We start from the raw sequence: 12889 nt of genomic DNA, 5'->3' as shown, positions 1-12889 counted from the left end.
TTGTATGTAGCGCTGAACGCGGAGCGTGGGGACGATAGTTATATCCAGATCACTCAAAACGGCTTGAACAGCACCGCCTGGCCTTGCGGCGATGTGAAGATCCCGTCGCCGTTGTGGCCTACTTTCGGCACGATCACCAGACGCTGGTTCAGCCCTTCCGGGTGACGCTTCTGCAGATAGTTGAAGTAGTTCTGCCCACGAATCAGGCGGTAAGCGCCTTGCGCTTCGGCGGCGCAGGTCTTGTCCAGTGCAGGGTGGTTGCGGTCGGTGTCCAGCTCGCCCATCAGGTAGGTGATGTCGCGCTTCACGTAATTCTTCTCGATGTCAGCCGGCTTTTCCTTGCCCGAGTAGAACGGCATCTTGTTGAGGCCGTATTTCCAGTCGTTGAAGTTCGGGCAGCTTTGCGCGGTTACCGGTTCAGGCCGTTCCGCGTCGAAGTAAGCGTAGGACGACGGATTGGCGATCACGTAGCGCAGCTTCACCCCTTCACGTTGCAGCAGGGCGTCTTCCTTGCCGCCGATCATCGCGTAGCGCTGCACCACCTGCGCACCACCGGAGTGCCCGGCAATGACGATTTCCTTCAGGTTGGGGAACAGCTTGCTGTCGCTCAGGCGCTTGAGGATGTGGTCCAGCACCAGGAACGAGCTGACCGGCTTGGGATCGGTGGACGTTGCGCCTTCCATCCAGCTGTTCTGGCGCCAGCGCAGGATCGAGTCAGGCAAGTGGTGCGCAACGATATCCCTTTCATCCAGAAATTGCGGGGCGATCAGCAAGGTCTTGCCGCGCTCTCGGGACTGGTTGGCCGCACGTTCGATGCTGCGCAGATAGGTTTGCGCATTGCGCAGGCGACCGTGCAGGACGATCACCACGCGCTCGATCTTCGGTTTGGGGTGTACCCACTCCTGGCTCAACCCGAGGGTTGCCTCGGCGCCATTGATGGCGAGGCGATCCGGGCTGATGGAATTGACCGCTTGATCCTCGGCATGCGCCCCGAGGCTCACGAAGGCAGTGCTCAACAACAGGACCAGAAGCGGTTTAATCATGTGCTCAGAGACTCTTGGCGGCGAATGTATCGCATTGATTGATTTGACCTTGGGCAAAGCCTGCCTTGAACCAGCGTACACGCTGTGCAGACGTGCCGTGAGTGAAGGAGTCTGGGGCGACTCGACCACTGCTTTGCTGTTGCAAGCGATCATCGCCGATAGCGTTGGCCGCGTTCAATGCTTCTTCAATATCACCCGGCTCGAGCCAGTTCAAACGATTTTGTGCGTTGTAGGCCCAAACACCGGCAAAGCAGTCCGCTTGCAGCTCCTGGCGGACCAGTAAACCGTTGGCACCTTCCATTTTCTGTCCGGCCTGGCGAGCCTTGTCGACCTTGGCGGAAATGCCCAGCAGGGTCTGCACATGGTGCCCGACTTCATGAGCGATCACGTAAGCCTGAGCGAAGTCGCCAGCGGCGGAAAAGCGCTGAGCCATTTCACGGAAGAACTCCATGTCCAGATAGACCTGCTGGTCAGCCGGGCAATAGAACGGACCGGTTGCCGAAGTGGCGCGACCACAGGCGGAGTTGACCTGGCCGCTGAACAGCACCAGCGTAGGGTCCTTGTATTCGCGACCGTTCTGAGCGAATACGGCGCGCCAGGTGTCTTCGGTATCGCCAAGGATGCTGCGCACGAATTCGGCCTGCTGGTCGTTGGCCGGCGGCGCTTCACGCGTTTGCGCGCTGGGCGGGGCGCTCTGCTCGGTCACTTGACCGGTCAGTTGCCCGAGAATCTGCATCGGGTCCTGGCCTGTCAGCAGGCCGATGGCGACGATGATCACGATGCCGCCGATACCCAGCCCTTTGCCGCCGATGCGCATGCCACCGCCACCACCGCCACTGCTGCCGCCATCGCGCGCATCGACTACGTTGTCGCTGCGTCGGCCTTTTTTCCAGAGCATGTCGGATCCCTCTTCTTTTCGTGCAATGAGTGTCGCTGCTGATACGCGAATACGCCAGTCCGGAGTTTCGGCCAGCGTCGTGTGCAGAATGCGAGGGTATAGAGGTGTAACGGGGCTGATTGGTTCGCGCAAGCTGTGCCGTGGCTGTGTTTTGCTGAAACCTGCCGCTGTCAGGCCTGTTTCACGGGCTGCGCGTTGAGCACGTCCGGCGGCGAGGCGTCGGCAAAACGGTCGACCTGGCGCAACGATTTGAAGCCCGTCATCCAGGCGCCGACCACGCCCAGCGTGCAGACACCCCCCAGAATTGCGGCAGGGATTGCGCCGACCAGCGAGGCGCTGGTGCCTGCGCGGAACTCGCCCAGCTCGTTGGAGGAGCCAATGAACAGCATGTTCACCGCATTGACCCGGCCGCGCATGTTGTCCGGCGTCGAGAACTGCACCAGCGCCGAACGGATGAACACGCTGACCATGTCCGCCGCGCCCGCGATCAGCAGGGCCAGGCACGACAGCCAGAACAGTGTCGACAGTGCAAACACCAGATTCGCTACGCCGAACAGGCCGACGGCGAGAAACATGGTCATGCCGACGTTGCGCTGCAACGGGCGCATGCTCAGGTAAATGCCGACGCCCAGTTCACCCAGGCTCATCGACGCACGCAACATGCCCAGCCCTTGCGGCCCGAGGTGCAGCACTTCATGGGCGTAGATCGGCAGCAGCGCCACTACGCCGCCGAGCAGCACGGCGAACAGGTCCAGCGAAATGGTGCCAAGGATGATCGGCCGCGAGCGAATGAAGGCAATACCAGCGGTGAACCGGCCCCAGGCGCTGGAGCCCAGTTCCACCGGTTTACCGGCAAAGGGCGTTGCCACGGGGGCCAGAAACAGGATGCCGGCAATGAATGCTGCGACGCAGACCGAATACGTCAGCTCTGCGCCGCCCAGCCAGTACAGATAGCCACCGATCAGCGGGCCACCGACGGTCGAACAGCGCATGATCACGCTGTTGGTGGCGATGGCCGAGGCCAGTTGGTCGCGCGGGACAATCTGCGGCAACAGGCTTTGCAGCGCCGGACCGGTAAAGGCGCGGGCGCAGCCGTACAGCATCAGCGCGCCGTAGATCAGCCGCAGGTCTTGCAGCTTCAGCGCCGAGAACACCAGCAGAATGACGCCACAGATCGCCTGCACACCCCAACTGAGCATCAGGATGACCTTGCGGTTGTAGCGGTCGATCAGATCCCCGGCAGGCATCAACAGCAGCAACATGGGAATGAACTGAGCAAGACCCACATAGGCCAGCGCCATTGGCTCGCGGGTCATGTCATAAACCTGCCAGGCAACGACCACCGCCTGAATCTGCATGGCAAACACGGCCATCAGACGCGAGAGGATAAAACTGACGAAACCGGGCTGGCTGGACAACTTGACCGGGGCAGAAGGCGCGGAAGACTCGGAGCTCAAGAAAAAGGATCCCATTGAAGCAGCTGATTCAGGTTTTTGGTTTATACCCCAGCGTATCGATAGGAAGCTAATAAATATTCTGACAGTTTCGCAGTGATGAGCATGAACAGATGCACCCTTGCTCCTTATGCAGAGTGCTCACGCGGCGAATTTTTCTCTTGCAGGCGGCAGGCCAAGCATTCGACGCCACCAGACCACCGTAATGTGACGTGCAGGCGGTGTGAATTCGCTACGTAGCGTCGGAATTACTTCGCTGCTGAGCCATAGGCGCAATGCGCGGTTTTCCGGTACGTAGTGATGCACCAATAGCGCGTAAATGCCTGAATCGCTGATCATCAGGCATTTTTGCCATTCGCCATGACTGTGCAGCCACACATGGCGGTGTTGATCGCTGTCCAGTTTACGGGTCGAGCGCTCGTCCAGCGCCTTGCCCATCAGCCGAGCCATGTCCTGCAGGGAAAACCAGCATTGATACCCCAAGCGTACCGCCCGCAGCGCACGGTGATGGCGGATGAATATCAGGGGTTCTACACAGTCGGTGCAAAGGATAAGTTTCGGGTCGGTCTTCATGGGGCACTCAGTCTTTGATGTTGAGTCACCAGCTGTCGTCGCTAAACAACAGGGTGGCGACTGTGCGCAGGTTAGCGAACCGGCCATCAAAGAAACCGGCAGACCCGAAGGCCTCCCACACACAGTCACCATAACAAGCACTCACGCATTGTAATGCGTGAGGCCGATTGCGGTGCACTGATGCTTTTGATGGTTCGGATCGCTAAATCCGGCCGCTGATTCAGCAGCGACGGCACGTAGACTAGAGTGGGGTTGGCGTGTGGACAAGTAGTCAACCGCGGGATCAGATTAGTCCTACATGTTGTAGCTGCTTATTCCCACAAATGAGGCTCAACGATGTCCAGCCAGAGGCACAGCGCTCGAAGGACATTTGAGCAAGTTGGCGCGTTGTAAGAACTTTCCGAATTTCACGGGTTTGATGTGTAGCCCCAAAACTCTTGCATGCCTTCTGGTAGGTTCCATTGGTAATGGGCTGTATCAAGAGTTGTCAGGGAGACACTGAATGTTGTTTTTCCACATGCTGCCTTCGTGGAGTGAGCTGCGACAAAGGCTGAACCACGACATGGGGTATCAGCCAGGCGGCCACTTTCGCAATCAACGTAACGAACCTGCACCTTCGCGATCGCTGATCATTCGTCGTTTTGATTGCGTAAGAAGGGCATTCGACCTCGCTGAATGGGAGGCTGGTCGCATATTGGTACAGCGTTTTTCGGACCTCGACATCGCCAGCATCATCAAGGATTTGATCAATGTTGTTGCCCAGACGGCCATGATTGCAGTGGGCAGTGCCTTTACCGGAGGCTTGATAGGCGCAGGGGTTGGCTCAGCTTTCTTCGGGGTAGGTGCTTATCCCGGTGGCGCTCTCGGCACTGCGCTGGGATTACAGACCAGTACCTTCATTTTGGGAGTGCTGGGTCTGAAGTCCATCGCCGAGTACGTGGTCGATGGATTCCCGCGCATCGTCGGCTATTACTTGAGCGGCATCAAAACAGCATGGCAAGGGCCTCGCGAACAAGGGCTAAACCCGTTCATGAGCGACGATCCTTACGCCCAGAACAGCGCCACTCAAGACATCGCGAAAGGGCACGTGGAAGTCGTGCTGCTGTTGTTGGGCGCGATGGTTGAATACCTGACACGTGGCCGAGGCGACGCACGCCTTCTCGCGCAGGAAATGCGAGCCAGCCCCAGAGGCGAACGACTGGGGCAGTGGATGCTGAAGCATGAGGATGCACTGAAGAAGCGACCTGATTTGCAGAGGCCGTGGTCGAGCAAGAGTACGCTGGATGCTCAAGACGCTTTTACCCCCGTACCGTACTCTAACCGTGAAGGCGAAAAGAACCTAGAAAATGCAAAAGGCATAATCAAAGCGAGTGAAACTATTGGTCAGCCTGTAGAGGCTGTGATAAACGGACGCAAACGGCTGTTACGCGTTGATATCGAACCCAATGGTAAGCTTCAAATACAATCGGGTGGGGGAAAAGACTCCATCGTGGATTTCAGGCCCGATCTTTCCAAGCCGCTGGCCCCTCAGATCGATAAAGCCTTTAAACGCCTGCCTCAGTCCGTAAGAGATGAGTTGATCCGGAATGCGGAGAAAGGTCTGAAACGCTTGCAGGAAACGGGGAATATGTAATGACTGATAAATACGCTGTTGCTCTGGAATCGGGTGGCGTGTTGCCCGAAAGAGAAAATTTGATCCTCCAGGCATGGGGCGATGTACCGGTCTCGTATGTTCAAGATGAAGAACTTTTAAGTGCCTGCAGTTTTCTAGATTTGAAGATAAATAAATGGGAGGTCAATAAACAATGGAGTACTCAGCAAGAAAGTGAACCTTGGATCAGGATGGAAATACTCAGAGGTCAGGCGCTTGAGGACTATTTTCAACACGATGGCAAAACCTTGCGTAATGCGGGTCAGTACAAAGCGCTGCTCATACTCGAACTGGACGAGGGGGGCGTGGAAGTTGATGGTTTCTTGTTCATGCGCCTAATCTCAGTCTTTAGTGAAAGTTTTAAGGTTTACCGTTTTTGCGATGGTGTTCAGGAAGTTGATGAAAAGGCCCTTGCTTCTATATCGGCACGAAATACTGTTATGGAGCGATTGGTTGGGTGCTGGTAACTATAGAGATTAAGAATCTCCAGGTAAATATCGAGGGTCGCTTGGGGCGCGGCTGAGCTGCCACTATATTTATTTTTCTGGTGCTAGATAGGAAGCGAGAAACGATAGGACGCGAAGCGTCCAGAACTACATGCCGACGCAGAGCGTCGGCAAGATAGTCAGTCAGAGGGGCCTCAGCGCCTAACCAGCAGCACGCCCGATTCCATGTGGTGGGTGTACGGAAACTGATCGAACAGTGCGCAGCGCTCGACCCTGTGGGTGTCGTGCAGTTGGGCGATGTTGGCGGCCAGGGTTTCCGGGTTGCAGGATATGTACAGAATGCGCTCGAAGCGCCGGGTCAGTTCGCAGGTGTCCGGGTCCATGCCGGCGCGGGGCGGGTCGACGAACACGCTGCCGAAATCGTAGCTCTTCAAGTCCACACCGTGCAGACGGCGGAACGGGCGCACTTCGTTCAGGGCTTCGGTCAGTTCTTCGGCGGACAGGCGCACCAGTGTGACGTTGTCCACGCCGTTGTCATCCAGGTTGCTTAGCGCCGCATTGACCGAGGTCTTGCTGATTTCGGTCGCCAGTACCTTGCGCACGCGGGTGGCCAGCGGCAGGGTGAAGTTGCCATTGCCGCAATACAGCTCCAGCAGGTCGTCCTGCCGCTCGCCCAGCGCATCGAAGGCCCAGTTGAGCATCTTGCCGTTCACCGTGCCGTTGGGCTGGGTGAAAGCGCCTTCCGGTTGCCGGTAGCTGAAGGTGCGGCCAGCCACGTCGAGCTTCTCGGTCACGTAATCATGGCCGATGACCAGCTTCTGACCCTTGGAGCGGCCAATCAGGCTGACGTCCAGTTCGGCGGCCAGTTGCTCGGCTGCGGCCTGCCATTCGGCGTCCAGCGGGCGGTGATAGCACAGGGTGATCATCGCGTCGCCTGCCAGCGTGGTCAGGAAGTCCACTTGAAACAGCTTGTGGTTCAACGTCGGGCTGGCTTCCCAGCGCTCGCGCAGCACCGGCATCAGCGCGTTGATGCGCTCGCTGGCGATCGGCAGGCCTTCGAGCAGGATCGGCGTCCTGTTGTCGCCCGGCGCGAACATCGCGTAGTAGCGCTTCTGGTCTTCGCGCCACAGGCGGAACTCGGCGCGCAACCGATAGTGTTCGCGTGGCGAGTCGAACACCTGCGGCTCGGGTGCATCGAACGGTGTCAGCAACTCGCGCAGGCGGACGGTTTTTTCTTCGAGCTGACGGTCGTAGCTCGCAGGGTCGAAGGGAACACTCATGCGTTGAACCAGCCCAGCTTGATCACGAACAGGATCGACAGGATCACCAGCGCCGAATTCAGCTCGCGCCAGCGTCCCGACAGCAGCTTGATCGCTGTCCAGGAAATGAAGCCAAAGGCAATGCCGTTGGCGATGGAGTAGGTGAATGGCATGGCCAGAGCAGTGATGACTACTGGCGCTGCGACCGTGATGTCATCCCAGTCGATTTCCGCCATGCCGGACGCCATCAACACGGCGACGAACAGCAGCGCGGGTGCGGTCGCGAAGGCGGGCACGCTGCCGGCCAGTGGAGCGAAGAACAGCGCCAGCAGAAACAGCACGGCGACCACCACGGCAGTCAGACCTGTGCGGCCACCGGCGCTGACGCCCGCCGCCGACTCGATGTAGCTGGTAGTGGTCGAGGTGCCCAGCAGGGAGCCGGCCATCGCGGCAGTACTGTCGGCGATCAGCGCACGGCCCATCTTCGGCATGTGCCCGTCCTTGCCCATCAGCCCGGCGCGTTTGGCCACGCCGATCAGGGTGCCGGAGTTGTCGAAGATGTCGACGAACAGGAAGGCGAAGATGATGCTGACCAGACCGACGTCCAGCGCACCCATGATGTCCAGTTGCATGAATGTGGGTGCCAGCGAAGGCGGCATCGACACCACTCCGCCAAACGGCGAGAAGCCCAAGGCGATGGACACCAATGTCACCGCTAGGATGCCGATCAGCACGGCGCCGCGCACCTTGAGGTAGTCCAGGGCCACGATCAGAAAGAAGCCCAGCGTCGCCAGTACCGGGGCGGGCTGCTTGAGATCGCCCATGCCGACCATGGTCGCCGGGTTGCTGACCACGATACCGGCGTTATGCAGGGCGATCAGCGCCAGAAACAGGCCGATACCGGCCGCAATCGCCGAACGCAGGGGCAGGGGAATGCTGTTGATGATCCATTCACGGATCCGGAAGATCGACAGGATGAAGAACATCACCGCTGAAATGAACACCGCGCCCAGCGCTACCTGCCAGCTGTGGCCCATGTGCAGGACCACGGTGTAGGTAAAGAAGGCGTTCAGGCCCATGCCCGGTGCCAGGGCGATCGGGTAGTTGGCGATCAGGCCCATCACCGTCGAGCCTATGGCCGCTGCCAGGCAGGTGGCGACGAATACCGCGCCCTTGTCCATGCCGGTTTCGCCGAGGATGCTCGGGTTGACGAACAGGATGTAGGCCATCGCCAGGAAAGTCGTGACGCCCGCAAGAATCTCGGTTCGCACGTTGGTGTTGTGTGCCTTGAGTTGAAACAGCCTTTCCAGCATGTCTGGCTCTCCGTGACGCGGCGCGCGTCGTGAATGATCGACTCCAACAGCAATGCACAGACTGCAGGGCAGCCCGTTTGATTTTTGCGGGTCGGAAAAAGCCGCGCATCATACCAGCAGCTTGGCGGGATGGCTGCGTGTGGATGACGGCCTTTCGATGACAAGTACGCTCATCAAGAAAGCCTGAACGTTGCAAACCTCGCGAAGTCCCACCCCTTAAGACGCATAAAAAGTGCGCTAAGTGACCGCCTACCGTGAGGTTTCCATGAGTGCAACGACCCCGAACCCCCAGGACTTCGCCACCCACGCGATTTCCCTGACCCTGAACGGACAGCTCCGCCAACTGGATGTGCTGCCCTGGACCACCTTGCTTGACCTGCTGCGCGATCAGCTCGATCTGGTCGGAACCAAGAAAGGCTGCGACCACGGCCAGTGCGGTGCGTGTACCGTACTGCGCGACGGCACGCGCATCAATGCCTGCCTGACGCTGGCGATCATGTGTGACGGCGCCGAGCTGACCACGATTGAAGGCCTGGCCAATGGCGACCAGTTGCACCCCATGCAGCAGGCGTTCATCAAGAACGATGCGTTCCAGTGCGGCTACTGCACGCCCGGGCAAATCTGCTCGGCTGTCGGGCTTGCCAATGAGGGGCGCGCCAGCACGCGTGCCGAGATTCAGGAACTGATGAGCGGTAACCTGTGCCGCTGCGGTGCCTACAGCAATATCCTCGCCGCCGTCGAAGAGGCGCTGCCTCAGTTCCACAATGCAGCGCCGAAGCCGGAGGTGAATGCATGAATCCGTTTACCTACAGCAAGCCGACCGACATCACTGCGGCGGTCAACCTGAGCGGACCGGCCACGCGTTTCATTGCAGGCGGCACCAATCTGCTCGACCTGATGAAAGAAAACGTCGCCACGCCCGAGCACCTGATCGACATCACTGGCCTGCCTTTAAAGGATGTCAGTGAAACCGCCTCGGGCGGTGTGATGATCGGTGCGCTGGTCAGCAACGCCGACCTGGCCTACCACCCGCTGATCGAAGCGCGTTACCCGCTGTTGAGCAAAGCCGTGCTGGCCGGTGCTTCGCCGCAGCTGCGCAACATGGCCAGTACCGGCGGCAACCTGCTGCAACGCACCCGCTGTTACTACTTCTATGACACCGGCGTGCCGTGCAACAAGCGCGAGCCGGGCAGTGGCTGCCCGGCGCGCACGGGCCTTAATCGCATTCACGCGATCCTCGGTGCCAGCGAGGACTGCGTCGCGACTCACCCGTCCGACATGTGCGTGGCCCTCGCTGCGCTGGAAGCCGTGGTGCATGTTCAAGGACGTGCCGGCCGCCGCACCATCGAGTTCGCGGATTTCCATCGCCTGCCAGGTGATGCGCCGCAACGTGACAATCAGTTGGCTGACGATGAGTTGATTGTCGCCGTCGAGCTGCCTGCAAACGGCTTTGTCAGCCACAACGCTTATCTGAAGATCCGCGACCGTGCGTCCTACGCGTTTGCCCTGATATCGGTGGCTGCCGCCATCGATCTGGACGGCGACGTGATTCGCGACGTGCGTCTGGCATTGGGCGGTGTCGCGCACAAGCCGTGGCGCGACAAGGCCGTCGAAACACTGTTGGTCGGCAAGCCGGTCACCCGCGAGAACTTCGCCGCTGCCGCAGACGCCATGCTTGAAGATGCCCAGCCTCTGGAGCACAACGGTTTCAAAGTCAGACTGGCCCGCCGCGCGATCATCCGTGCCCTGAGCGATGCCGCAACAGGAGGGAGCGCCCAATGAACCAGCCATTTTCGCCAATGGGCAAGCCTGTGGACCGCGTCGACGGCCGATTGAAAGTGACCGGTGGCGCACGTTACGCCGGCGAATACCCTGAAGAAGGGTTGCTGTATGGCAGCGTGGTCTCCAGCACCATCGCCAACGGTCGCGTCGCCAGCATCGATACAAGTGAAGCGTTGAAGGTTCCGGGTGTGGTCGCTGTCATTGACCACACCAATCGTCCGTGGCTGGCCAGTTACGACGAAAACTATGAGGACGCCGATTCGGCCGACGGTTCGCCGTTTCGTCCTTTTTACAACGACAACGTGATGTACAGCGGCCAACCACTCGCGCTGGTCGTCGCCGATACGCTGGAGCTGGCGCGGCACGCCGGCTCGCTGGTGCGTATCGAATACGAGCAGCAGGAGCACCAGACCGATCTGCAGGCCATGCTCGATACGGCCTACAAAGCGCCTGCCGAATTGCCGCCGCCGCGTGGCAACTTCGAAGGTGAACTTGCCAGCGCGGCGTTGAGCGTGGACGTGACGTACAGCACGCCCAGCGAATACCACAACCCGATGGAACCGCATGCATCGACCGTCCTGTATCAGGCCGACGGCAGCTTGCAGATTCACGACAAGACCCAAGGCACGCAAAACTGTCAGGACTACCTGCACAAGGTCTTCGGCCTGGAAAAGGACAAGATCCGTGTGCTGGCCGCCTTTGTCGGTGGTGCTTTCGGTTCTGGCCTGCGCCCACAGTATCAGTTGCCGCTGGCGGTGATGGCTGCACTGCACCTCAAGCGCTCCGTGCGCTTGACGCTGACCCGGCAACAGATGTTCACCTTCGGTTATCGCCCGCGCACTGTTCAGCGCCTGCGTCTGGGCGCGGCTGCCAACGGTCGTTTGCTGGCGGTCGGTCATGAGGCCATCGGGCAGACTTCGCGCTTCGAGGACTTCAGCGAGCACGTCGTGGAGTGGAGCGGCATGCTCTACCACTGCGACAACGTGCAGTTGACCTACAAACTGGTCCCGCTGGACGTCTTTACGCCGCTCGACATGCGTGCGCCCGGTGCTGCCCTGGGCATGATCGGCCTGGAATGCGCCATGGACGAACTGGCTTACGCCTTGGCCATCGACCCGGTGCGCCTGCGCCTGACCAACTACGCCGAGCGCAACGGCAACGAAGACAAGCCGTATTCGAGCAAGGAATTGCGCGAATGCTACGCCCAGGGTGCCGAACGCTTTGGCTGGTCCAGCCGCAACCCTGAGCCCCGCAGCATGCGTCAGGGCCGTCAACTGGTCGGCTGGGGCATGGCGGGTGGTGTCTGGGAGGCCATGCAGATGAAGGCCAGCGCCAAGGCGCGCTTGCAAGCGGACGGCAAGCTGGTGGTCAGCAGTGCTACCACCGACATCGGCACCGGCACTTATACCGTCATGACGCAGATCGCTGCAGAGTCGTCGGGTATCGAGGTGGATAACGTCAGCTTCCTGCTGGGCGACTCTTCATTGCCGACTGCGCCGTTGCAGGGCGGCTCGTTCACGGTGTCTTCAGTCGGTACTGCGGTGCAACAGGCCTGCCAGGCGTTGCAGCGTCAGGTACTGGAAGTTGCCAAAGGGCTGCATCCGCAATTCGCTTCTGTGACGCCGGATGAGGTTCGCTTCGAAGCGGGCAAGCTGTATGTCGGCGATCAGGCGCTATCGATGGCTGAACTGGCAGCGTCTCAGGCCCATGGTGTCATTGAGGTGCAAGTCGACGCCGAGCCGGACGAGAAGCGCGAAGCCTATGCGGCAGCCACGCACTCGGCGGTGTTCGTCGAAGTGCTGGTCGACGAGGATCTGGGCACTATCAAGGTCAATCGTGTGGTCAGTGCCGTCGCAGCGGGCAGGGTCGTGAACCCGAAAATGGCGCGCAGTCAGATTCTGGGGGGCGTTGTCTGGGGCATGGGCATGGCGCTTCAGGAAGAGGCGATGCTTGACCACGACCTGGGCCGTCCGATGAACCACAGCCTGGCCGAGTACCACATCCCGGTGAACGCTGACATTGGTGATATCGACGTGCTGTTTGTCGAAGAGCACGACGACATCGTCAACGCGCTGGGTTCCAAGGGCGTCGGCGAGATCGGCATCGTGGGTGTGCCGGCAGCGATTGCCAACGCGATCTATCACGCCACCGGCAAACGGATCCGCGAGTTTCCGATCACGCTGGATAAGCTGTTGTAACAGTAAACGCACAGCCAACTGCCTATCGTGCCAATGCTCTGCATTGGCACGCAGTGGGTGGCGCTCTGCGTCCTCTTGTGCAGGCGGTGCGGCGCAGATGTGACGCGCAGCGTCACGAGCTGCATTCCCACACCGAGCGTGAGGAACGATAGGTGTCCGGAAGGGCTCAGCGTCTGCACTTGCTCTGCAGGTGAGACAAACCGCCACGCGACAATAGACCACACAACTTTAATGGCTGAACAGGACTACTCTTTGATGGTCGATTGATCTGC

Annotated in this window: 11 protein-coding genes; 5 read left to right on the top strand and 6 right to left on the bottom strand. The window is 59.7% G+C overall.

All coding sequences use genetic code 11. The features are described from left to right. Positions 1–53: 53 nt before the first annotated feature. From JOE39_RS15460 to JOE39_RS15445, 4 genes are all read right to left on the bottom strand, one after another. Entirely contained in the window at positions 54–1043 is a 990-nt protein-coding gene (locus JOE39_RS15460) for a hypothetical protein (protein ID WP_003313828.1), read from the bottom strand. 4 nt (positions 1044–1047) lie between these two features. Further along, positions 1048–1941: a neutral zinc metallopeptidase gene (locus JOE39_RS15455; RefSeq protein WP_003313827.1), complete on the bottom strand. Its 894-nt coding sequence runs from the start codon at positions 1939–1941 to the stop codon at positions 1048–1050. 170 nt (positions 1942–2111) lie between these two features. Next, a complete protein-coding gene (locus tag JOE39_RS15450; RefSeq protein WP_024684132.1) occupies positions 2112–3398 on the bottom strand; it encodes an MFS transporter in 1287 nt (428 codons plus the stop codon). A gap of 138 nt (positions 3399–3536) precedes the next feature. Beyond that, positions 3537–3968 carry a Bro-N domain-containing protein gene (locus tag JOE39_RS15445; RefSeq protein ID WP_003340777.1) on the bottom strand — a complete coding sequence of 144 codons (432 nt, stop codon included), beginning with the start codon at positions 3966–3968 and terminating at the stop codon, positions 3537–3539. A 502-nt stretch (positions 3969–4470) separates the two neighbouring features. On the opposite strand from JOE39_RS15445, the gene JOE39_RS15440 reads away from it, so the two are divergent. Together JOE39_RS15440 and JOE39_RS15435 are read left to right on the top strand one after the other, a co-directional pair. After that, positions 4471–5601, top strand: a complete 1131-nt coding sequence (locus JOE39_RS15440) for a DUF3383 domain-containing protein (protein WP_161421146.1) — start codon at positions 4471–4473, stop codon at positions 5599–5601. Then, on the top strand, positions 5601–6086 hold the full coding sequence (locus JOE39_RS15435; RefSeq protein ID WP_003313822.1) for a hypothetical protein: 486 nt from the start codon (positions 5601–5603) through the stop codon (positions 6084–6086). The genes JOE39_RS15440 and JOE39_RS15435 overlap by 1 nt, the downstream gene beginning before the upstream one ends. Before the next feature lie 173 nt (positions 6087–6259). On the opposite strand, the gene trmA is transcribed toward JOE39_RS15435, so the two are convergent. Both trmA and JOE39_RS15425 read right to left on the bottom strand, forming a co-directional pair. Further along, the gene (gene trmA / locus JOE39_RS15430; protein ID WP_134942718.1) at positions 6260–7345 is read right to left on the bottom strand and encodes a tRNA (uridine(54)-C5)-methyltransferase TrmA; all 1086 of its coding nucleotides are present in this window, start codon (positions 7343–7345) and stop codon (positions 6260–6262) included. Continuing rightward, a complete protein-coding gene (locus JOE39_RS15425; protein WP_003396212.1) occupies positions 7342–8637 on the bottom strand; it encodes an NCS2 family permease in 1296 nt (431 codons plus the stop codon). Before JOE39_RS15425 ends, trmA begins: the two co-directional genes overlap by 4 nt. 265 nt (positions 8638–8902) lie before the next feature. Between JOE39_RS15425 and JOE39_RS15420 the strand changes: the two genes are divergently transcribed. From JOE39_RS15420 to JOE39_RS15410, 3 genes are read left to right on the top strand one after another with little or no spacing between them, the layout of a single operon-like run. Further along, positions 8903–9433, top strand: a complete 531-nt coding sequence (locus JOE39_RS15420; RefSeq protein WP_029573395.1) for a (2Fe-2S)-binding protein — start codon at positions 8903–8905, stop codon at positions 9431–9433. Further along, positions 9430–10419, top strand: coding sequence for a xanthine dehydrogenase family protein subunit M (locus tag JOE39_RS15415; RefSeq protein WP_017279011.1), 990 nt, complete (start codon positions 9430–9432; stop codon positions 10417–10419). The genes JOE39_RS15420 and JOE39_RS15415 overlap by 4 nt, the downstream gene beginning before the upstream one ends. Beyond that, entirely contained in the window at positions 10416–12617 is a 2202-nt protein-coding gene (locus tag JOE39_RS15410; RefSeq protein WP_210078586.1) for a xanthine dehydrogenase family protein molybdopterin-binding subunit, read from the top strand. The genes JOE39_RS15415 and JOE39_RS15410 overlap by 4 nt, the downstream gene beginning before the upstream one ends. Positions 12618–12889: the final 272 nt, after the last annotated feature.

Source organism: Pseudomonas sp. PvP100, from assembly GCF_017833055.1.
Classification (GTDB): Bacteria; Pseudomonadota; Gammaproteobacteria; order Pseudomonadales; family Pseudomonadaceae; genus Aquipseudomonas; species Aquipseudomonas syringae.
The sequence above is the reverse complement of the archived record's forward strand: the minus strand, read 5'-3'. Positions and strand labels throughout refer to the sequence as shown.